Annotated in this window: 21 protein-coding genes, 1 tRNA gene and 1 pseudogene; 6 read left to right on the forward strand and 17 right to left on the reverse strand. The window is 57.6% G+C overall.

The genetic code is table 11. The features are described 5' to 3' along the window. Positions 1 to 80 precede the first annotated feature (80 nt). The 16 genes from hrpT to QF045_RS06575 form a co-directional block, all read right to left on the reverse strand. A complete protein-coding gene (gene hrpT / locus QF045_RS06500) occupies positions 81 to 284 on the reverse strand; it encodes an HrpT family type III secretion system protein (protein WP_306491517.1) in 204 nt (67 codons plus the stop codon). Next, entirely contained in the window at positions 281 to 2,425 is a 2,145-nt protein-coding gene (sctC, locus tag QF045_RS06505; protein WP_306491518.1) for a type III secretion system outer membrane ring subunit SctC, read from the reverse strand. Before sctC ends, hrpT begins: the two co-directional genes overlap by 4 nt. A gap of 13 nt (positions 2,426 to 2,438) precedes the next feature. Beyond that, positions 2,439 to 2,831, reverse strand: coding sequence for a type III secretion protein (locus QF045_RS06510; RefSeq protein ID WP_306491519.1), 393 nt, complete (start codon positions 2,829 to 2,831; stop codon positions 2,439 to 2,441). 1 nt (position 2,832) lies between these two features. Beyond that, the gene (locus QF045_RS06515; RefSeq protein WP_306491520.1) at positions 2,833 to 3,048 is read right to left on the reverse strand and encodes a hypothetical protein; all 216 of its coding nucleotides are present in this window, start codon (positions 3,046 to 3,048) and stop codon (positions 2,833 to 2,835) included. Positions 3,049 to 3,155: 107 nt separating this feature from the next. Further along, entirely contained in the window at positions 3,156 to 3,731 is a 576-nt protein-coding gene (gene sctL / locus QF045_RS06520; protein WP_306491521.1) for a type III secretion system stator protein SctL, read from the reverse strand. Positions 3,732 to 4,298: 567 nt separating this feature from the next. Beyond that, a complete protein-coding gene (gene sctJ, locus QF045_RS06525; RefSeq protein WP_306491522.1) occupies positions 4,299 to 5,120 on the reverse strand; it encodes a type III secretion system inner membrane ring lipoprotein SctJ in 822 nt (273 codons plus the stop codon). A 453-nt stretch (positions 5,121 to 5,573) separates the two neighbouring features. Continuing rightward, entirely contained in the window at positions 5,574 to 5,759 is a 186-nt protein-coding gene (locus QF045_RS06530; RefSeq protein WP_306491523.1) for a hypothetical protein, read from the reverse strand. Positions 5,760 to 5,946: 187 nt separating this feature from the next. Further along, on the reverse strand, positions 5,947 to 6,864 hold the full coding sequence (locus tag QF045_RS06535) for a sigma 54-interacting transcriptional regulator (protein WP_306491524.1): 918 nt from the start codon (positions 6,862 to 6,864) through the stop codon (positions 5,947 to 5,949). A gap of 302 nt (positions 6,865 to 7,166) precedes the next feature. Continuing rightward, positions 7,167 to 8,267: a redox-regulated ATPase YchF gene (ychF, locus tag QF045_RS06540; protein WP_306491525.1), complete on the reverse strand. Its 1,101-nt coding sequence runs from the start codon at positions 8,265 to 8,267 to the stop codon at positions 7,167 to 7,169. Positions 8,268 to 8,288: 21 nt separating this feature from the next. Beyond that, entirely contained in the window at positions 8,289 to 8,873 is a 585-nt protein-coding gene (gene pth / locus QF045_RS06545; protein WP_003188350.1) for an aminoacyl-tRNA hydrolase, read from the reverse strand. 166 nt (positions 8,874 to 9,039) lie between these two features. Next, positions 9,040 to 9,642 carry a 50S ribosomal protein L25/general stress protein Ctc gene (locus QF045_RS06550; RefSeq protein WP_306491526.1) on the reverse strand — a complete coding sequence of 201 codons (603 nt, stop codon included), beginning with the start codon at positions 9,640 to 9,642 and terminating at the stop codon, positions 9,040 to 9,042. Positions 9,643 to 9,779: 137 nt separating this feature from the next. Continuing rightward, positions 9,780 to 10,721, reverse strand: coding sequence for a ribose-phosphate pyrophosphokinase (locus QF045_RS06555; RefSeq protein WP_003208392.1), 942 nt, complete (start codon positions 10,719 to 10,721; stop codon positions 9,780 to 9,782). Positions 10,722 to 10,767: 46 nt separating this feature from the next. Beyond that, positions 10,768 to 10,842: transfer RNA gene (locus QF045_RS06560), tRNA-Gln, on the reverse strand. Between the two features lie 37 nt (positions 10,843 to 10,879). After that, positions 10,880 to 11,731 carry a 4-(cytidine 5'-diphospho)-2-C-methyl-D-erythritol kinase gene (gene ispE, locus QF045_RS06565; protein WP_306491527.1) on the reverse strand — a complete coding sequence of 284 codons (852 nt, stop codon included), beginning with the start codon at positions 11,729 to 11,731 and terminating at the stop codon, positions 10,880 to 10,882. Between the two features lies 1 nt (position 11,732). Further along, a complete protein-coding gene (gene lolB, locus QF045_RS06570) occupies positions 11,733 to 12,350 on the reverse strand; it encodes a lipoprotein insertase outer membrane protein LolB (protein ID WP_065891723.1) in 618 nt (205 codons plus the stop codon). 4 nt (positions 12,351 to 12,354) lie between these two features. After that, positions 12,355 to 14,079 carry a tetratricopeptide repeat protein gene (locus QF045_RS06575; protein WP_306491528.1) on the reverse strand — a complete coding sequence of 575 codons (1,725 nt, stop codon included), beginning with the start codon at positions 14,077 to 14,079 and terminating at the stop codon, positions 12,355 to 12,357. A 310-nt stretch (positions 14,080 to 14,389) separates the two neighbouring features. Here QF045_RS06575 and hemA point away from each other — a divergent pair, with 310 nt between their 5' ends. The 6 genes and pseudogenes from hemA to QF045_RS06605 all read left to right on the forward strand — a co-directional run bounded on the left by hemA (position 14,390) and on the right by QF045_RS06605 (position 19,744). After that, the gene (gene hemA / locus QF045_RS06580) at positions 14,390 to 15,679 is read left to right on the forward strand and encodes a glutamyl-tRNA reductase (RefSeq protein ID WP_306491529.1); all 1,290 of its coding nucleotides are present in this window, start codon (positions 14,390 to 14,392) and stop codon (positions 15,677 to 15,679) included. Further along, positions 15,676 to 16,758 (forward strand): peptide chain release factor 1, encoded by a 1,083-nt coding sequence (gene prfA / locus QF045_RS06585; RefSeq protein WP_124385032.1) that lies wholly within the window; start codon positions 15,676 to 15,678, stop codon positions 16,756 to 16,758. The genes hemA and prfA overlap by 4 nt, the downstream gene beginning before the upstream one ends. Further along, the gene (gene prmC, locus QF045_RS06590) at positions 16,759 to 17,589 is read left to right on the forward strand and encodes a peptide chain release factor N(5)-glutamine methyltransferase (protein ID WP_306491530.1); all 831 of its coding nucleotides are present in this window, start codon (positions 16,759 to 16,761) and stop codon (positions 17,587 to 17,589) included. Then, a pseudogene (locus QF045_RS06595) lies at positions 17,583 to 18,339 on the forward strand (molybdopterin-synthase adenylyltransferase MoeB). Before prmC ends, QF045_RS06595 begins: the two are co-directional and overlap by 7 nt. Continuing rightward, positions 18,332 to 19,126 carry a glutamate racemase gene (gene murI / locus QF045_RS06600; protein ID WP_306491531.1) on the forward strand — a complete coding sequence of 265 codons (795 nt, stop codon included), beginning with the start codon at positions 18,332 to 18,334 and terminating at the stop codon, positions 19,124 to 19,126. The pseudogene QF045_RS06595 and the gene murI overlap by 8 nt, the downstream one beginning before the upstream one ends. Positions 19,127 to 19,225: 99 nt before the next feature. Continuing rightward, complete coding sequence (locus tag QF045_RS06605; protein ID WP_306491532.1) at positions 19,226 to 19,744, forward strand: acyloxyacyl hydrolase; 519 nt, start codon at positions 19,226 to 19,228, stop codon at positions 19,742 to 19,744. A gap of 66 nt (positions 19,745 to 19,810) precedes the next feature. Here the strand turns inward: QF045_RS06605 and QF045_RS06610 are convergent, their stop codons facing one another. Then, positions 19,811 to 20,116, reverse strand: coding sequence for a YkgJ family cysteine cluster protein (locus QF045_RS06610; protein ID WP_306491533.1), 306 nt, complete (start codon positions 20,114 to 20,116; stop codon positions 19,811 to 19,813). Positions 20,117 to 20,118 lie beyond the last annotated feature (2 nt).

A 20,118-nucleotide genomic window follows, 5' to 3' on the forward strand; every position in this document is an offset into this window, starting at 1 on the left:
CAACTGCTGGTGAGCGGGGTGCCCGCTCACTAAGTCGTCGATGAGCATCTGGCGAGCGAGATGCTCATCTTTCCCCACACTCATCTCTCCAGAGACACGGTCTGATAGTCCGAGCGCCCTCCGGCCGGGCCCGGTTCGACGCGCATCTGTGGTGGCCACCAGATCACCATCTGGTCTTTGCTCGATTGCGGGCGAGAGCAGGAGTCGCCTTTGCAGGTCGGTGTACAACCGGAAACAAGCAGTACGGCAGCCATCAGCATGGCATGCAACAGTCGGTGGTTCATGGTGAAGGTGTCCGGGTTGGGGTTGGGGCGATCAGGGAAGGACGTGGCACGCTCAGATGCTCATCCTTGATGACGGGACGCATGGCGATAAACACTTCGGCTTCTTCACCAGGCTTGAGCCAGGCACGCGGCCAGACGGTGACGGCCAGCGTTTGCGAATTGCTGCATTCCTTCTCATCGATGCGCACATTGCGCTTGAACTGGTTGCGCAGAACCACTACCGCCACGTTGTACTGTGGGCCTGCATACCATTGGCTGCGTTCTGTATTGAGCGCCAGCAAATCGCGGGTGCTGCACAACGTGTTCAGCCCCAGCGGCATAGGCTCGGCTTTGAACGCCTTGGGCACCTCGCCGCTGACCAGATGGGCCAGGGTGTTGGTGATGTCGCTGCGGTTGATCACCGGCTGATGCGGGGCGTGGCGCCGCGCCAAGGGCTTGAGCGCGGCCTGCAACTCGAGTTGGTCGTCCTGAGGTAGGTAGCGCGAAGGATCAGACTGATCGCCGATCACTCGCGGAGTCAGGATGAACAGTCGCTCACGCCGATTGTTCTGCCGTTCGGTCGAGGAGAACAGTGCCTTGCCCAGCAACGGTATGTTGCCCAGCACAGGCACCTTGTTTTGTTTGTCGTTGCTTTCGGTGACGTGGAACCCACCCACTACCAGCGAACGTTTTTCTGCCATCACGGCTTGGGTGCTGACCTTGCCTCGGCGCACATCCGGGCCGAGGCGCTCGGGGTTGGACTCGTCGAAGTTACCGTCTTCGATGTCTATCGCCAGGTGAATCTGATGACCACCTCGACTGGTGATCACCCGAGGAACCACCTGAAAGCTGGTGCCCACGGTGATGGGCAGGATCGTCGCGTTCTCAGTACCGGCAGTCAGGTATTGAGTACGGTTGAAATCGATGACCGCTGGTTGGTTTTCCAGGGTCAGCACTGAGGGGTTGGATACCATGGTTGCCAGGCCGCGGGATTCCAGCGCGCGGATATCGGCATAAAAGCGATCACGGTGTCTGATCGATAATTGCGACGCGGTACCGGGCGCCATATTGACGTCGCCACGAAAACGACTGTTTTGAAAGCCCCACTTGATACCGAACTCATTTAATTGCGTGCGCTCGATGTCGAGAATGATCGCGTCGATTTCCACCAGCTTGCGCGCGACATCGAGTTGGCTGATCAACTCGCGATACATTGCTTGTCGCTCCGGCAAGTCATAAATCAGGATGGCGTTGTTACGCACATCCGCCTCTACGCGGATCCGGCTGGTGCCCACTGGCGCCCGAGGCGTAATCGACATGCCGGAATCCGGGGGCGTAGGCGCGCTGAGCATCTGCCCCAGCAGCGGGTTGCCCAGGCGTGCAAAGTTGGGCGTGATAGGTGCGGGCTGGGACTGGGATGGCGAACGTTGAGCCAGGCCGGAAAGCGTCGTGGCAGAGCGCGGCTCCAATAGCCCGCGCAGTATGCTGGCGACGCCAGGGATAACGATTTTTTCGCTGCGGTACTCTGTTTGGCGGTCCGCGGCATTGGCGAACTTCAGCGGGAATGTCAGCACGCTCTGTTTCTCATCCGGAGAGCGACGCTGGCTGCTGAATTGCTTGATCTGTTCGATGTAGCTTTTAGGACCGGAGACCAACACGATGCCATCTTCCGGCAACTCGCCCCAGCCGAATCGGCTATCGAGCAAGCCGATATCGGTGAGCGCTTGCTTGAGGTCGGAAACAGTCTCCGAGGACACTTCCAGGCGCGCGGATTGCTGTTGGTCCAGTGTGCTGACGAATAAGGTGTTGTTGTAGAGATACCACTGGAAGCGGTGCTCCACGGCCAGTCTGTCCAGCAACGATTGCGGCGTGTTCGCTCGGATCTTGCCGTTGACGTCCCCCTCCAGCAGGCCCTCTATTTGCAGTTGCGTTCCAAACGTCTGAGCGAAGTCTTCGAGTACTTCCCGTAGAGGTTTATGTTCGGCTTCATAGGCGTAGGCGGTGTTTTTCCATTCGGAGGGAATCGCCGCAAGAGAATGGTGCACCGGGGCCAGTGTGCAAGCGAAAAGAAACAGGACCGTGTATTGCCAGTTGGCGCGTTTGGATGAAGTTTCAGGCGGAACAATGTGCAAGCAGCTGTGCTTGTAGATGTTGTCATGCATAGGACTTTCCTGATTAGGGCCGCAACGAGCGTAGCAAGGTCGGTTGAAGCTGACGGACTGGCTTTTTCAGGCGTGCGTAAACGGCGCGCCAGGTATCACGTTGGTGAAGCAGCGATTCGATGCTACCGAGCACGCGAGGCGCTTCAGTTGCATCCTGAGGCCTTTGGATAATCCAAAGTGCGCCACTGCTGGGTGCTCGCGCCAGTGCGCCCTGAAAGTGCGTCAGACTCGCAGCGCCGAGCCGCACCCAGCTTTGCAGTTCGGTATTGCTAGGTGAGGTCGAAGTCAACGTGGCGCACATCAACACCTTATTACCTTGAAGGCGGAAGACAATTTCGTCTTGGTCTTCAAGCAGGATGAGATGCTCGTCGCCGCTCTTGAGCCAGTGAATAATGAGCTCTTTCAAGTCACTGAAAACTTTCGATGGTTGTTTTGATCATTTCATGTGCAAGGCGGCCTTGCTCAAAATAGGCAAAGTTGGCGAAGTCTTGCTTTATCATTAATGAATAGAATGCCTCAATGTCTTCCGATGTTGCAGAGTCCTCACCTGCTTGCGCGACTTTCTGGTTGGCGGTGTTGCTGCTTCTGGCAAGTTGCTCCGGTAAGCCGTTATAAAAGCGCATGATGATTCCTCAATGGTTTTTTGTGTTGTGGTTTGTAACCATCAGTCAGTTCCATGCACGCGAAACTATTTGATGCTAAGTGAACCATTGAGCAGGCGCTTTTAGTTTTATCGACTTTGTTTGATAAACATGTCGAGCATCGAGCGCCAGTTGATAACAAAATCTCCCTCATCCGTTCTTAGTGTCAGGGTTTGAGGGGGAACCGCGATGTCTGGCTGCAGCTTCCAGAGTGTCGCGCCGCGAGCAGCAAGGTTCTGCTTTACCTGCTCAAATTCGCTTGGGCAGCAGAGCAGGGTTGCGTTGACCGGCGGTATTTGGCTGGCCAGCAGCTGCTTTATGAGTGCCCCTAGGCGCCGCGGCTCGATCGCCTCATCAAATATGTGATTAATGGCCTGGTTAATGACCGCTGTTGCGTGGTGTTCAAGGCTTTCCAGCATTGCCTCACGCTCGTGCTCCCAAAGCTTGAGTTGCTTATCGGCGCGCTGCCAGATTTCCACGGCGGCTTTTTTCTGCATCGCCTCACATGCCTCCCCCGCTTTTCTTATCAGTTCGTCAGCCTCCGCTTGCGCATGCGTCAGCAGCTGATTGGCATTTTCGACATCTGCGAGTACTTCTCGAGGGATCAAGGCGTTTGGAGCGCTGGCAGCGCTCTGGTGCAACTCAATTTTGCGCAGTCGCAGCATCACCAATTTCCTGGCGTGTGCGTGTCAGGAAGCGTGTCATGGTCAGTCTTTGATGTGACACGCCAGACCACGGCTTGCCAGAGCGTGATCAATCGGCTGCACGCGTTTTCGAATACTGGAGATCGTTCTTCCACTGCCAGTACCCGCTCAAAGGGAAAGCGCAATCGAAGCCGCAGCCAGACAGTGGGCGACACCCAATTACAGAGTAATTGCAAAGGGTCTTCGGGAAGAAGCATGTCAGGTGAGAGAGCTTTGGAAAGGCTCATGCACCATAGGTCATCGCCTTCGCTCAAAGCGGGTGCGGATTCGGGAATGACAGTAAGGTGAATCAATTGGAGTGCGAGGTTGAGTTGTTCCGTTGAGGCAAGTGCCAGCCGAAGCACGGCAAACTGAGGTCGGGGAGGCAAGCAGGGGGCTGCACCTGCAAGCTCGTTCTTTATCAAGGCCTCACAGCAGTGAATCAACGCCATCTCAGGGTAAAAAAATCTCCAGCTTTCGTGGGACGCTCTCCATGGAAATGCCCACCACTGAGCCCAAGCCAGATGTTCACTCATTGATGGAGAATGGCTAATGATCACGCGCAGGACCTTCGTTTACTTCAGGTACAGGTATTACCTGCTTCAACCGCTGTCGCCGATTAAACAGGAACAGCGAGCCGGCCGCCGTCAAAATCAGGCCGCCAGGTACAATGACGAAGATGATCCACCAAAAATTGCGGTCATCTGCCGGAATCAGAAAAGGCCCGAAGTAGACCAATCGCCTTTGTTCTTGGTAAACGGCAGCAGGCACAAATATGACGGTGAGTTTTTGTTGGTTATCCACTGCCGTCGTCATCCCCGGAATACTGCTCGCGACCATTCGGCGCACACGCGCTCGGATATTATCGGGATCAAGGCGCGGGTCGTGTTTGATAAAAACGGAGGCGGATGCAGGCTGCACTGGCTCCCCTGGTGCAACGCGCTCGGGAAGCACGACGTGCACGCGGGCAACGGTGACACCATCGATGTTTGACAGGGTGGCTTCAAGCTCCTGAGATAAGGCGTAGATGTAGCGGGCGCGCTCTTCCAGTGGTGTAGAGATAACACCCTCTTTTCGAAACGTATCGCCTAGTGTGGCGCGAGCGAGTCTGGGCAGGCCTACAGCCTCCAAAGTGCGAACAGCTCGGCCTATGTCGCTGGTGTCGACACTTACCGTTACACCATCCTTGGCAGGAGTTTTTTGCGCTCGAATATGTTTGTCTGCCAGTTCAGCAATGACTTCATTGGCCTCTTGCTCGGAGAGTTGTCGATGCAGTTCGACACGGTCCCCGCAGCCACTCAATAGAAAGACGACGGTGAGCGCCAATAGACGGGATTGCGTAAAGCGTCTGGTTGCTACTGCAGATTGCATATTTTATCGATGCACTGAGTTGTTTTGCCGAGGGTTTTTACGAGGAAATGCGACATGAGCATTCCATTGGAAAGGTCATTTGGATATCTACGTAGTGCCTCTCGGTCGGTGCTTTTGCTGATTCTACTGAGGTCTCTCGTTATCTTGTTTTTTGTCGTGTCTAGCGCCGCTGCAGCGTTCGTTAGCACATTCATCGTTTCAAGTCGTGCTGTGGGCCTAGCCGAAATTGGACGTTCAAGTAGTGAGGCAAAAAAGTCAGCATCATTACTTGACGTTGAACGATCGGACGTCTGAACGGTGCTGTTAATAAGGCTCGCAGGTGCGATTGAGTTATCGTTTTCTACAAGCATTGGTGATCTCGATAGGTGAGGAATGGGGCTTTACGTTGGCTTGAAAATATTCGCTCAATATCAGAAACACCCCCTCGGCTGATGAGCCGAGGAGGTGCTTGCATTATCGCCTTTTCTCAGCAGCTGATTTAACGTTGCTATCTTGCGTGGCGTCGTTGCTCATCCTCAAGCCGTCTGCCTGTATCTGCTTCGCCCGCAGGGCTTCGGTATCGAGTGCAGGATTGTTGACGGTGTCGCCGGTGCCGTAGCTATAAGGGTTAGGGGAAGGGTAACCATTGATCTGAGACATTGATCTTCTCCACTTCATTAGTTCGAGGTGTGTTGCGTTACTAAGAACCCATGTATTTTCTTCGGTGTACAACATGGGGGGGCTTGCGCTAAGTGTGTGGCACTTGACAGTTAAGTGGTTCCAATTAATTACGAAAAAATCGACGGTCCCCAATACTGCTTGGCGCGCAACGGTTTCAAGTATCCGCTCAGCTAATCCCCAGTTGTTTCATCCGGTAATAAAATGTGCGTTTAGCAACCCTCAAATCAGCTGCTGCCAGATCCACATTGCCGCTGTGTCGGTGCAATGATTCTTCAATCAGTGATTTCTCAATACGTTGTAAGCGTTCCTTGAGGCTTGCTCCAGATACCACACGGTCTCTGCCGCTAACCGATAGTGGAGGAAGTCCCAATACAAATCGTTTAGCCGTAGAACTCAGCTCGCGAACGTTGCCAGGCCAGGGGTGGCATAACAATTGTTGAAACAACGAGCTTGGCGGCTGGGGAGGGGGGCATTTAAAGGACTCTGCTTCGTGTCTGATCATGGTCAGAAAAAGCGGAATTATTCGGTCTCTGCACTCTCGCAAAGACGGAAGCTGAATGTTAACGACACTCAAACGAAAATACAGGTCGCGCCGGAAGGTTCCTCGCTCCACCATTTCATACAACGATTGTTGGGCCGATGCGACGACTCGCATGTCTACTGGGATAAATCGGGTTGAACCCAGGCGCTCGACGCCACGCGACTCCAATGCCCGAAGTAGCTTGGCTTGTAGAGAAAGCGGCATGCTGTCGATTTCATCCAGGTACAGGGTGCCCAAGTGAGCGGCCTCGATAAAGCCCGCCCTGGACTGCACGGCGCCGGTGTATGCCCCGCTGTTGACGCCGAATAACTCGCTTTCCGCGAGCGTCTCTGGAATGGCCGCACAGTTCACTGCGACGAAGTTACCTCGTCGTCCTGATAAACGATGAATTCGCCGCGCCAGGGTGTCCTTGCCGGTGCCGGTCTCTCCCAGCAATAGAATGTCAATATTGAGCGGGGCCGTGCTGCTCAAGATACTTTCAATATCAGGGCCTTCAGGCAGCGAAATATCCGCGACATTAGCCATATGGTCAGAGGCCGACATTGAGTGATTACTCCATAATCGCTACTGCGTCACTATTGATGTGTAGGCCCTGTCTAGTAAATCGAAGATTACAAGTTTTGTCACTTGCCCTGAGTGAGGCTAAGTGTCTGTTCAATGTAGGAGAAATTTGTTTTTTAGTGATATATGGTTATTGTGATGAGTAATGAATAGAGTACATAGGATGATTCTGAAGTTGATCTGGCTTTTAGGTGAGGGCGTTCTTGATTTGGTGATCAGTCACCCACAAAAAAGCCGATGCATTGCATCGGCTTTTTATGGGTGGCGTATGCCGAAATTAATATTTATACGTTGAACCGGAAGTGCATCACATCGCCATCTTTCACGATGTATTCCTTACCTTCCAAACGCCACTTACCCGCTTCCTTGGCCCCCGCTTCACCCTTGTACTGAATGAAATCGTTGTAAGCGATCACTTCTGCGCGGATAAAGCCTTTTTCGAAGTCGGTGTGAATCACGCCGGCCGCCTGTGGCGCCGTGGCGCCGACCTTGACGGTCCAGGCACGTACTTCTTCGACACCGGCGGTGAAGTAGGTCTGCAGATTAAGCATCTCATAGCCAGCGCGGATCACGCGGTTCAGGCCAGGTTCTTCCAGGCCCAGGGCCTCAAGGAACATGTCCTTCTCTTCGCCGTCATCGAGTTCGGCGATTTCCGCTTCGATTTTGTTGCACACCGGTACCACGATGGCGCCTTCTTCGTCGGCGATGGCCTTGACCACGTCGAGCAGCGGGTTGTTCTCGAAGCCGTCTTCAGCGACGTTGGCGATGTACATCACGGGCTTGGTGGTCAGCAGGTGGAAACCCTTGATCACGGCCTTCTCGTCAGTGCCCATGTTCTTCATCAGGCTGCGAGCCGGCTTGCCTTCGGTGAAGTGAGCGATCAGTTGTTCCAACAGGCCTTTCTGGACCACCGCGTCTTTATCACCGCCCTTGGCGTTGCGCGCGACTTTCTGCAGTTGCTTTTCGCAGCTGTCGAGGTCAGCGAAGATCAGTTCCAGGTCGATGATTTCGATGTCGCGTTTAGGGTCGACGCTGTTGGAGACGTGAATCACGTTCTCGTCTTCGAAGCAGCGGACCACATGAGCGATGGCATCGGTTTCGCGGATGTTGGCCAGGAACTTGTTGCCCAGGCCTTCACCTTTCGACGCACCGGCGACCAAGCCCGCAATGTCGACGAATTCCATGGTGGTCGGCAGGATGCGCTTGGGGTTGACGATAGCTGCCAGCGCGTCCAGGCGTGGGTCCGGCATTGGCACGATACCGCTGTTGGGTTCGATGGTGCAGAAGGGAAAGTTCTCCGCCGCGATACCGGACTTGGTCAGGGCATTGAAAAGGGTGGATTTGCCGACGTTGGGCAGGCCGACGATGCCGCAATTGAATCCCATGGTGTTTCCCCTCGGTAAAAGTCAGGCCTTCTGGCTGTGCAGGTTTTTCATCGCACGGTTCCATTCACCGGCGAAGATATCCGGCAGCACGCCGAGGGCAAAATCGATGCTGGCATCGAGCTTTTCCTGTTCGGCGCGTGGCGCACGACCCAGGACGAAATTTGAAACCATACTGGCAACGCCTGGGTGGCCAATGCCGAGCCGCAGACGGTAGAAATTATTCTGATTACCCAGCTGCGCGATGATGTCGCGCAGGCCGTTGTGCCCGCCATGCCCGCCGCCCAGCTTGAGTTTGGCAACGCCGGGTGGCAAGTCCAGTTCGTCATGGGCCACCAGGATTTCTTCGGGCTTGATCCGGAAGAAGCCCGCAAGCGCCGCGACAGCCTGGCCGCTGCGGTTCATGTAGGTGGTGGGAATCAGCAGACGAACATCCTGACCCTGGTGCGAGAAACGCCCGGTCAGGCCAAAATATTTGCGATCGGCCACAAGATTGATGCCTTGGGCGTGGGCGATGCGCTCAACAAAAAGGGCCCCCGCGTTATGCCGGGTCTGTTCGTATTCGGCGCCTGGATTTCCCAGGCCAACGATCAGTTTAATGGCAGTCACGACAGGGGCCCTTCCTTTGGAGTTGTGGATAAGATCGCCAGACGGAGTGCGGCGAAAGTGGACAACACTACATCATTTACTCAAGAGTAAACGCCGCGTTATCGCCCGCTTTCTCGCTACGTTTCGGTCCGCGATGTTTCCTCAAGCTCCGACGTTACAGAGAGTATTACTCTGCAGCGGTTTCGCCTGCTTCATCTTCAGCTACAACACGTGGCGCGTGGACGTTGGCAACAGCCTTGTCATCGTTGTGAGCCAGTGCAACGAACTCAACGCCTTTAGGCGCTTTGAGGTCGGACAAGTGAATGATGGTGCCGATTTCAGCTGCCGACAGGTCGACTTCGATGAACTCAGGCAGATCTTTCGGCAGGCAGGTCACTTCGATCTCGGTGGCAGTGTGGGAAACAACGCCGCCTTTCTTGACCGGAGCTTCTTCACCAACAAAGTGCACAGGCACGATAGCGGTCAGTTTCTGGCCAGCTACAACGCGAACGAAGTCAGCGTGCATGATGAACTGCTTGGAAGGGTGACGCTGCATTGCTTTGACGATCACGTTCTGCTTGGCGCCATCGACGTTCAGCTCGATAACGTGGCTGTAGGCCGCTTCGTTTTCGAACAGCTTGGCGATTTCCTTGGCCAGAATGGTCACGGATTCAGCAGGCTTGTTACCACCGTAAACAACGGCTGGGATGTTGGCGGCGTGACGCAGGCGGCGGCTCGCACCTTTCCCCAGGTCAGTACGCGCTTGGGCGTTCAGAGTAAAATCGTTCATGTTGTATCTCCAATATAGCCATCATCGAGGGGCGTTTGCGACCAGCGCCGAACTCGACATGGGCAAAAAAGCCCCGCCCCAGCGGAATGCTGGGGCGGGGCGCTTTTCGTCAGTAAGATGCTCCGAAGGTTTGACCCTTAGCGGAACATCGCGCTGATCGATTCTTCGTTGCTGATGCGGCGAACCGCTTCGGCAACTACCGGTGCGATATCCAGTTGACGGATACGCGAACAGGCTTGAGCTGCAGCGGACAACGGGATGGTGTTAGTCACCACCAGTTCGTCCAGCATGGAGTTCTCGATGTTCTCGATCGCTCGGCCCGACAGCACAGGGTGTGTGCAGTAGGCGAAGACTTTTGCGGCACCGTGCTCTTTCAAGGCTTTCGCCGCGTGGCACAGAGTGCCGGCGGTGTCGACCATGTCATCAACCAGAATACAGGTACGCCCTTCGACATCACCGATGATATGCATCACTTCAGAGTGATTGGCTTTCTCGCGGCGTTTGTCGATGATACCGAGGTCCACGCCCAGGGATTTGGCAACAGCCCGTGCACGCACGACGCCGCCAATGTCCGGGGACACGATCATCAGGTTTTCAAAGCGCTGGTCTTCGATGTCATCCACCAGAACGGGGGAGCCGTAGATGTTATCTACCGGAATATCGAAGAACCCCTGGATTTGGTCAGCGTGCAGGTCAACCGTGAGAACACGATCGATACCTACCACGGTCAGCATGTCAGCAACGACTTTCGCGCTGATAGCCACACGTGCGGAGCGCGGACGGCGATCCTGACGGGCATAACCAAAGTAAGGGATTACAGCTGTGATTCGAGTCGCTGAGGAGCGGCGGAAGGCATCAGCCATCACGACGAGTTCCATCAGGTTATCGTTGGTCGGAGCGCAGGTCGGCTGAATAATGAAGACGTCTTTACCGCGAACGTTTTCATTGATCTCGGCTGTAATTTCGCCGTCGGAGAACTTACCGACAGAGATGTCACCGAGAGGGATATGCAGCTGACGTACGACACGTCGAGCCAGATCGGGGTTGGCATTCCCCGTAAAGACCATCATCTTGGACACGCGCAGTACCTAGAGGCTGAGGGTAACCTGGATGAGTATTAGAAAATGGCAGGGGCGGCTGGATTCGAACCAACGCATGGCAGGATCAAAACCTGCTGCCTTACCGCTTGGCGACGCCCCTGTATCTGTTGCAACGAGTGCCTAACACTCGATTCCTTTTAGAGCAGACTTTGCAGCTTGCGATGCAACATCGAAACGTTGCTTCCCTTTGCTACAAACCCTGTAAGGGTCTCTGTAAGAAGGGCCGAGACTTTATCAGCTTCAGCTTTGCTTGGGAAGCCCCCAAACACACAACTTCCAGTTCCGGTTAATTTTGCTTCGGTAAATTTACCTAACAAATTCAAAGCGTTACGTACCTCTGGATAACGCCTTGCTACAACCGGTAAGCAGTCATTTCGACTGTTTCCCTTGGGAACGGGGCGCACTTTAATGGGAGAAGAGTTACGTGTCAACAACGGATCTGAAAAAATTTCTGCTGTACTTACAGATACTTGCGGCACAAGCACGAGATACCACGGCTCCTCGGGCTCTACGGGGGTGAGTTTCTCACCCACACCCTCAGCAAATGCGGCGTGCCCGCGCACGAAAACCGGGACGTCGGCACCGAGTGTGAGGCCCAGTTCGGCGAGGCGATCATGGTTCCAGCCGAGCTGCCACACGTGGTTGAGACCGAGCAATGTGGTCGCGGCATTCGAGCTGCCGCCACCGATACCGCCGCCCATGGGCAGGATTTTATCGATCCAGATATCGATGCCGAGCGGGCAACCGGATTGCTGCTGAAGTTTTTTTGCGGCCTTCACGATCAGATTGCTGTCGTGGGGCACGCCATCGAATTCGGTATGCAGCTTGATCACGCCATCGTCACGCACGGCGAAGGTCAGTTCATCGCCGTAGTCGAGAAATTGAAACAGCGTCTGCAACTCGTGGTAGCCGTCTTCACGGCGCCCCAGGATGTGCAGCATCAGGTTTAGTTTGGCGGGGGAGGGTAGCGTGAGTTTTGCGACGGTCACGTTATTGCCCCAATTTACGCGGTTGCCAGTCCTTGATCACCAGCGTGACGTCAAGGTCGGTGCCGTGCAGTTTGATGCGCTCGGGCAGCCAGTAACCGTTCTGTTGTACGTAGCTCAAGTACTCGACCTGCCAGCCATCCTGCTCAAGGGACGCCAGGCGACTGTCGCCATTGAGGCTCAAGCGGCTCTTGCTATCAGGCGCCGGCAGGCCGCGCACCCACCAGACCAGGTGCGACACGGGCAGTTTCCAGCCGATCTGTTGCTCCAGCAGTTCTTCCGGGGATGTCGCTTCGTAGCGCCCCTGGTTGGCCACTTCCAGGCTGACTTGTCCCGGCCGGCCGGTCAGGCGAGCCGCACCGCGACCCAGCGGGCCAGACAGACGGATATCGTAATAGTCCTGGCGTTGCAGCCAGAACAGGGTGCCGCTGCCGGAGTCCTTGGGTGCACGCACCCCGACCTTGCCCTCGATCTGCCAGCCGTCGATGCTGCTGAGCTGATCCTTGTGTTGTTGCCATTGTGCCGGGTTGCCCTGGCCTTCAACGGATTCGCGGGAGCCAAAACCCGCGCAACCGGCGAGCAGGGCGATGAAGCTGAAAACGATAACGTGGCGCAGGAACATAAGCTTATAGGGTCTCGGATCCGGTCAGGCGCTTGATGGTGCCGCGCAGGATAGGGCTTTCGGGTTGTTCCTTGAGGAACTTCTCCCAGATTTGTCGCGCTTCGCGTTGCTTGCCATTGGCCCACAGCACTTCGCCCAGGTGCGCAGCGACTTCCTGGTCTGGAAAGCGCTCCAGCGCCTGACGCAGCAAACGCTCGGCCTCGTCGAGGTTGCCCAGGCGGTAATTGACCCAGCCCAGGCTGTCGAGCACGGCCGGATCTTCTGGGTTGAGCTTGTGGGCTTGTTCGATCAACACCTTGGCTTCAGCGTAGCGCGTCGTGCGGTCGGACAAGGTGTAACCCAAGGCGTTGAGGGCCATGGCATTGTCCGGGTCGCGCTTGATGATCAGGCGCAGGTCTTTTTCCATCTGTGCCAGGTCATTGCGTTTCTCTGCCTGCATGGCACGGGTGTAGAGCAGGTTCAGGTCGTCGGGGTATTGCAGCAAGGCTTGTTGCAACAACTTCCAGGCGCGTTCGCCCTGGTTATTGGCCGATAAGGTTTCCGCCTGGATCAGATACAGCTGGATCGCGTAGTCGGGTTCGGCATCACGGGCCGCGGCCAGGCGTTTCTCCGCCTCGTCCGTACGACCGTTGCTCATCAGAATATCGGCTTGGCGCAACTGGGCCGGCAGGTAATCATTGCCCGGGCCTACCTGGGCGTACTCAAGCAATGCGGCCTGCGGGTCGTTGCGCTCTTCAGCGATGCGGCCCAGGTTCAGGTGCGCCGAGTCCACATGGCTTTCGCGCGCAACCAACTCTTGCAGGTAACCCTTGGCCTCGTCCCACGCCTTGGCTTCCAGGCATACCAGTGCGAGGGAATAGCGCAGTTCGTCGTCATCCGGGTACTGCTGGACCAGATTGGCGAACTGCACTTTGGCGTCTTCCATGCGGTCTTGCTCAACCAGCATCCGTGCGTAAGTCAGGCGCAGACGCTTGTCGTCCGGATATTTCTTGATGCTTTTTTCCAGCAGCGGAATCGCTTCCTTGCCGCGGTTGAGGTTTTGCAGCAGGCGTGCGCGCAGCAGGATCGGTGCGATCTCACCTTCATCCGGCGGGTTCTGCTCCAGCAGCTTGAGCGCGGCGTCGGCTTCATCGTCCTGTTGCAGCAGCAAGGCCTTGCCGAAAATCAGTTGGCTGTTCTTGGGATGCTTTTGCAGCAGGCGGTCGAAACTCTTCATCAGGCCGTTGCGCGTGTCCTGATCGGTATCGGCGGCTGACAGCGCAAGGAAGTCGAAATGCGTGTCGCCCTTGCCCTGCAGGACTTTTTCCATATAGACCATGGAGTCGTCATAGCGCCCGGCGCGTGCCAACTGCACGGCGGCCGCACGTTGGGCTTCGAGATCTTCCGGGGCGTTTTTCGCCCAGATCAGCGAAGCGTCCAGCGCGGCCTGGTCTGCGCCCAAGTACTCGGCGATGCGAAACGCTCGCTCCGAGATACCGGGATCCTGGGTATTGATCGCCTGGGTGACGTAGTTATCCAGCGCGATATCGAAGCGGTTACGCTGGCCGGCGAGTTCCGCGGTCAGCAGGCTATAGACCGTTTCTTCGCTGAACGAGGAATAGACCTTGGGCTTTTCAGGGGCGGGCGTGTTGTCTTCCACCGGCGGTGTACTGTCCGGCGACACGGGGGCCATGGCCTGGCAGCCGCTGAGGAAGACAAAAGCAAGGAGCAACGCGGAAGATCTATTCATATAGGAAGAGGACGACTAACCTGCGGTCGGATCATCATGACACAAGCCTTCGGCCAAACATAACCGGGGCACTCGGAATACGACTATTGCTGCCTTTTGCCTTTGTAGGAGCGAGCTTGCTCGCGAAGAGGGTCAACGATAACGCGGGAAGCCTGGCACTCAGCGGTGTTCCTCGGTTTTTCGCGAGCAAGCTCGCTCCTACAGGGGGCCTTTATAGGCACAACGTATAGGGACAATAGACGACGGTGGTTGTTCTGGATCTTTCGAAGTAGGACAATTGTCGGCTTCCCGACATCATCAGCGATAGTGAATGGCCTTTCTCGCACTCGGTATTAACCACAAGACTGCCTCGGTAGACGTGCGCGAGCGCGTAGCGTTTACGCCAGAGCAGTTGGTTGAGGCCTTGCAGCAGCTCTGCCGGCTTACCGACAGCCGCGAAGCTGCAATCCTTTCGACCTGCAATCGCAGCGAGCTTTATATAGAGCAGGAACACCTGTCCGCGGACGACGTGCTGCGCTGGCTGGCCGATTACCACCATTTGAGCCTCGATGAGCTGCGCGCCAGTGCTTATGTGCATGAAGAGGATGCGGCCGTTCGTCACATGATGCGTGTGGCCTCCGGTCTCGACTCGCTGGTCCTGGGCGAGCCGCAGATCCTTGGCCAGATGAAATCAGCCTATGCCGTGGCTCGCGAGGCCGGCACGGTCGGCCCGCTGCTGGGCCGCCTGTTCCAGGCCACGTTCAATTCCGCCAAGCAGGTGCGCACCGACACCGCCATTGGCGAAAACCCGGTTTCCGTGGCGTTTGCCGCCGTCAGCCTGGCCAAACAGATCTTCAGCGACTTGCAGCGCAGCCAGGCGTTGCTGATCGGTGCCGGTGAAACCATTACCCTGGTTGCGCGGCACCTGCACGACCTGGGCGTGAAGCGTATCGTGGTGGCCAACCGCACGCTTGAGCGCGCGAGCACCCTGGCCGAGCAGTTCGGCGCGCATGCCGTGCTGCTGTCGGACATCCCGGCCGAGCTGGTGCGCAGCGACATTGTCATCAGCTCCACTGCCAGCCAGTTGCCGATCCTGGGCAAAGGCGCGGTCGAGAGTGCGCTGAAGCTGCGCAAGCACAAGCCGATCTTCATGGTGGACATTGCCGTTCCCCGAGATATCGAGCCTGAAGTCGGCGAGTTGGACGACGTTTACCTCTACAGCGTCGACGATTTGCACGAAGTGGTCGCCGAAAACCTCAAGAGTCGCCAGGGCGCTGCCCAGGCCGCAGAGGAGATGGTCAGCACCGGCGCTGAAGACTTCATGGTGCGCCTGCGCGAACTGGCGGCGGTGGATGTGCTCAAGGCGTATCGTCAGCAGGGCGAACGCCTGCGCGATGAGGAGCTGATCAAGGCCCAGCGCTTGTTGGCCAATGGCAGCAGCGCCGAAGACGTGCTGATGCAACTGGCCCGTGGCCTGACCAACAAACTGCTCCATGCTCCCAGCGTACAACTGAAAAAATTGACTGCCGAAGGCCGCCTCGATGCGCTGGCCATGGCTCAGGAACTCTTTGCCCTCGGTGAGGGCGCGTCAGATAGCTCTTCGGATAAAAAACCGCAATGAAAGCGTCACTGCTCAATAAACTGGATGTGCTCCAGGACCGTTTCGAAGAACTGACCGCCTTGCTCGGCGATGGTGAGATCATCTCCGATCAGACCAAGTTCCGTGCTTATTCCAAGGAATACGCCGAAGTCGAGCCCATCGTGGCCACCTACAAGAATCTGCTCAAAGTGCAGGCCGACCTCGAAGGCGCCCAGGCGCTGCTCAAGGACAGCGACCCCGACATGCGCGAAATGGCCGTGGAAGAAGTGCGCGAGGCCAAGGAAAAACTCGTCGAGCTCGAAGGCGACCTGCAACGCATGTTGCTGCCCAAAGACCCTAACGACGGGCGCAACGTGTTCCTCGAAATTCGCGCCGGCACCGGTGGCGACGAGGCGGCAATCTTTTCCGGCGACTTGTTCCGCATGTACTCGCGCTATGCCGAGCGTCGCGGCTGGCGGGTGGAAATCCTGTCCGAGAACGAAGGCGAGCACGGCGGCTATAAAGAAGTCATCGCCCGGGTTGAGGGCGATAACGTCTACGGCAAGCTGAAGTTCGAATCCGGCGTGCACCGTGTGCAGCGTGTTCCGGCGACCGAGTCCCAAGGCCGTATCCATACGTCGGCGTGCACCGTGGCCGTGTTGCCCGAGCCGGACGAGCAGGAAGCGATCGAGATCAACCCGGCGGACTTGCGGGTCGACACCTACCGCTCGTCGGGCGCGGGCGGCCAGCACGTCAACAAGACTGACTCGGCAATCCGTATCACCCACTTGCCGTCGGGCATCGTGGTGGAGTGCCAGGAGGAACGTTCCCAACACAAGAACCGTGCACGGGCGATGTCCTGGCTGTCGGCCAAGCTCAATGACCAGCAGACCAGCGCCGCCGCCAACGCGATTGCCAGTGAACGCAAGCTGCTGGTGGGTTCGGGCGACCGCTCCGAGCGCATCCGTACCTACAACTTTGCCCAGGGCCGGGTCACCGACCATCGGGTCAACCTCACCCTGTATTCCCTGGATGAAATCCTCGCCGGTGGCGTTGATGCGGTGATCGAGCCGCTGCTCGCCGAGTACCAGGCCGATCAATTGGCGGCAATAGGTGAATAAATGACCATCATCGCCAGCCTGCTGCGTGCCGCCGACTTGCCCGACTCGCCCACCGCGCGCCTGGATGCCGAATTGCTGCTGGCCGCTGCCTTGGGAAAATCCCGCAGCTACTTGCACACCTGGCCGGAAAAGATCGTCAGCAGTGAACACGCACTGACGTTTGCCGGCTTCCTGCAACGCCGTCGCGGCGGTGAGCCGGTGGCGTATATCCTCGGCCAGCAAGGCTTCTGGAAGCTGGACCTGGAGGTCGCTCCCCACACGCTGATCCCGCGTCCGGATACCGAGTTGCTGGTGGAAGCTGCCCTGGAATTGTTGCCGGCCATGCCCGCTCAGGTCCTGGACCTAGGCACCGGCAGCGGCGCCATCGCCTTGGCTCTGGCCAGTGAACGCCCGATGTGGCAAGTCACGGCCGTCGATCGCGTGATGGAAGCCGTGGCCCTGGCCGAGCGCAACCGCCAGCGGCTCCACCTCAATAACGCGGTGGTACTCAATAGCCATTGGTTCAGCGCGCTGCAAGGCCAGACCTATGACCTGATCATCAGCAACCCGCCGTACATCGCCGCCAACGATCCGCACCTGGTTGCGGGCGACGTGCGCTTCGAGCCGTCCAGCGCCTTGGTGGCCGGCGATGATGGCCTGGACGACCTGCGCCTGATCATCAAACAGGCCCCGGCCCATTTGAAGGCCGGTGGCCGCTTGTTGCTCGAGCATGGTTACGACCAGGCCCCAGCCGTGCGCGACCTGCTGCTCACTGAAGGCTTTGACGAGGTACACAGCCGCATCGACCTCGGCGGCCATGAACGCATCACCCTGGGACGCCGCCCGTGCTGACCGACCACGAACTGTTGCGCTACAGCCGACAGATTCTGCTGCAGCACGTCGACATCGAAGGCCAGTTGCGCTTGAAAAACAGCCGCGCCTTGATCGTCGGCCTGGGGGGGCTGGGTGCGCCAGTTGCGCTGTACCTGGCCGCTGCTGGGGTCGGCGAGTTGCATCTGGCGGATTTCGACACGGTCGACTTGACCAACCTGCAACGCCAGATCATTCACGACACCGACAGCGTCGGGCAGACCAAGGTCGATTCGGCCATGCGTCGACTGGTCGCCATCAATCCCGAGATCGCGCTGCTCGCCCATCGCACCGCGCTGGATGCCGATTCGCTGGCAGCGGCCGTCGCCGCCGTCGACGTGGTGCTCGATTGCAGCGACAACTTCTCAACCCGCGAAGCGGTCAATGCCGCTTGTGTCGCCGGCGGCAAACCGTTGATCAGTGGCGCGGCGATTCGCCTGGAGGGGCAGCTGTCGGTGTTCGATCCGCGTCGCCCCGACAGCCGCGTGCTACCACTGCTTGTACGGGCATGGCAGCGACACCGAACTGACCTGCAGCGAAGCTGGCGTCGTCGGGCCCTTGGTGGGCCTGGTCGGTAGCCTGCAGGCGTTGGAAGCCTTGAAGCTGCTGGCTGGCTTCGGTGAGCCGTTGGTGGGGCGCTTGTTGCTGATTGACGCATTGACCTCGCGGTTCCGTGAGTTGCGCGTCAAACGCGACCCGGGATGCAGCATATGCGGGACGCGACATGGTTGAGGACGCGCCCATCGGTGTGTTCGATTCCGGCGTCGGCGGCTTGTCGGTACTGGACGAAATCCAGCAACTGTTACCCCATGAGTCACTGCTGTACGTGGCCGACTGCGGGCATATTCCCTATGGCGAGAAAACCCCGGCCTTCATCCGCGAGCGCTCCCGCCTGGTCGCCGAGTTTTTTCGCGAACAGGGGGCCAAGGCGTTTGTGATTGCCTGTAACACCGCGACGGTCGCCGCCGTGGCCGATGTGCGCCAGGACTACCCCGACTGGCCCTTGGTCGGCATGGAGCCCGCGGTAAAGCCGGCGGCGGCTGCGACTCGCAGCGGCGTGGTCGGCGTGCTGGCCACCACCGGCACCCTGCAAAGTGCCAAGTTCGCCGCCTTGCTCGACCGCTTTGCCACCGACGTGCGGGTGATCACCCAACCGTGTCCTGGCCTGGTAGAGCTTATCGAAACCGGCGACCTGAACAGCCCGGCCCTGCGCCAGCTATTGCAGGGCTACATCGAACCGCTGCTCAGTGCCGGCTGCGACACCATCATCCTCGGCTGCACCCACTACCCCTTCCTCAAGCCACTTCTGGCGCAGATGCTACCGCCGAGCATCATCCTGATCGACACCGGCGCCGCCGTCGCACGCCAGCTCAAGCGTTTGCTGGGCGAACGGAGCTTGCTGTCCAGCGGCACGCCCGTGCCTGCGCAGTTCTGGACCAGCGGCGACGTGTATCACCTCAGAAATATCCTACCGACACTTTGGAAACATCCTGGAGTTGTGCGAAGCTTCGGCTCGTGAAAATTTCGTGAAATCTCGCTGAACTTCTGACTCTACGCAAGCTTCTATAGCGAGATGGCCTGTAAATAACCAACAACTTCGTTCGCAAAGGTAGGTTCTATGAAGCGCTTGTTCTGTGTGGCTGCGATTGCGGCTGTGATGTTGGGACACTCTATGACAACCCAGGCCGCCGGCCTGGAGTTCGGCCTTGGCAGCACCAGCGATTCAACGCTGACCTACCGTCTGGGCCTGACCTCGGATTGGGATAAGAGCTGGATGCAGAGCAATGTCGGTCGCCTGACGGGCTACTGGAGCGGCGCTTACACGTATTGGGAAGGGGATGACCGCGCAGGCGCCAGCAGCCTGTCGTTTTCGCCGGTGTTTGTGTATGAGTTTGCCGGGGAGTCGGTCAAGCCTTACATCGAGGCCGGGATCGGTGTGGCGTTGTTCTCCCGCACCCGGCTGGAAGACAACAACATTGGCCAGTCCTTCCAGTTCGAAGACCGTCTGGGTTTCGGCCTGCGGTTTGCCGGTGGGCATGAAGTGGGTATTCGTGCCACCCACTATTCCAACGCCGGGATCAGCAGCAATAACGATGGGGTAGAGAGCTACGCGCTGCACTACACCATGCCGCTGTAGGGCACAGCAAATCCATGTGGGAGGGGGCAAGCCCCTCCCACATTGGGATCTCTACTCATTTGAATATCAGCGATAGACCGTGGCAATGCCTGCGCGCTCTTCCAGGCACTCCGACGCTCCCATCTCGAACTCCCGACATATCAACGGCCGAAGCTCATAGATCGTGCACATCATCGTGTCCCGGTCCAGCGCCGCGCACCAGCCATCGTCCAGGCGCAGCATCACTTCACCACCCCAGTCATCGGTATCGATATAGCGCTGCGGCACGCCGGTGTCGGTGATCAGCATCACTTCCAACTGGCAGCAGCAGGCCGCGCACGTCGAGCAGGTGACGGCGGGTTCGGTGATCTGAGTGTGAGGGATGTTGGTCATAG

The sequence above is a fragment of the Pseudomonas sp. W4I3 genome (assembly GCF_030816195.1).
In the GTDB taxonomy this organism is placed as follows: Bacteria; Pseudomonadota; Gammaproteobacteria; order Pseudomonadales; family Pseudomonadaceae; genus Aquipseudomonas.

Excerpts from the sequence above, each read along its gene's own strand:
- sctJ (WP_306491522.1), bottom strand. The coding sequence starts at position 5,120 with ATGCAATCTGCAGTAGCAACCAGACGCTTTACGCAATCCCGTCTATTG.
- QF045_RS06530 (WP_306491523.1), bottom strand. The coding sequence starts at position 5,759 with ATGTCTCAGATCAATGGTTACCCTTCCCCTAACCCTTATAGCTACGGC.
- QF045_RS06610 (WP_306491533.1), bottom strand. The coding sequence starts at position 20,116 with ATGACCAACATCCCTCACACTCAGATCACCGAACCCGCCGTCACCTGC.
- hrpT (WP_306491517.1), bottom strand. The coding sequence starts at position 284 with ATGAACCACCGACTGTTGCATGCCATGCTGATGGCTGCCGTACTGCTT.
- murI (WP_306491531.1), top strand. The coding sequence starts at position 18,332 with ATGGTTGAGGACGCGCCCATCGGTGTGTTCGATTCCGGCGTCGGCGGC.
- sctC (WP_306491518.1), bottom strand. The coding sequence starts at position 2,425 with ATGCATGACAACATCTACAAGCACAGCTGCTTGCACATTGTTCCGCCT.
- prfA (WP_124385032.1), top strand. The coding sequence starts at position 15,676 with ATGAAAGCGTCACTGCTCAATAAACTGGATGTGCTCCAGGACCGTTTC.
- QF045_RS06535 (WP_306491524.1), bottom strand. The coding sequence starts at position 6,864 with ATGTCGGCCTCTGACCATATGGCTAATGTCGCGGATATTTCGCTGCCT.
- lolB (WP_065891723.1), bottom strand. The coding sequence starts at position 12,350 with ATGTTCCTGCGCCACGTTATCGTTTTCAGCTTCATCGCCCTGCTCGCC.
- QF045_RS06575 (WP_306491528.1), bottom strand. The coding sequence starts at position 14,079 with ATGAATAGATCTTCCGCGTTGCTCCTTGCTTTTGTCTTCCTCAGCGGC.
- QF045_RS06550 (WP_306491526.1), bottom strand. The coding sequence starts at position 9,642 with ATGAACGATTTTACTCTGAACGCCCAAGCGCGTACTGACCTGGGGAAA.
- sctL (WP_306491521.1), bottom strand. The coding sequence starts at position 3,731 with ATGCTGCGACTGCGCAAAATTGAGTTGCACCAGAGCGCTGCCAGCGCT.
- ychF (WP_306491525.1), bottom strand. The coding sequence starts at position 8,267 with ATGGGATTCAATTGCGGCATCGTCGGCCTGCCCAACGTCGGCAAATCC.
- QF045_RS06515 (WP_306491520.1), bottom strand. The coding sequence starts at position 3,048 with ATGCGCTTTTATAACGGCTTACCGGAGCAACTTGCCAGAAGCAGCAAC.
- prmC (WP_306491530.1), top strand. The coding sequence starts at position 16,759 with ATGACCATCATCGCCAGCCTGCTGCGTGCCGCCGACTTGCCCGACTCG.
- QF045_RS06605 (WP_306491532.1), top strand. The coding sequence starts at position 19,226 with ATGAAGCGCTTGTTCTGTGTGGCTGCGATTGCGGCTGTGATGTTGGGA.
- hemA (WP_306491529.1), top strand. The coding sequence starts at position 14,390 with ATGGCCTTTCTCGCACTCGGTATTAACCACAAGACTGCCTCGGTAGAC.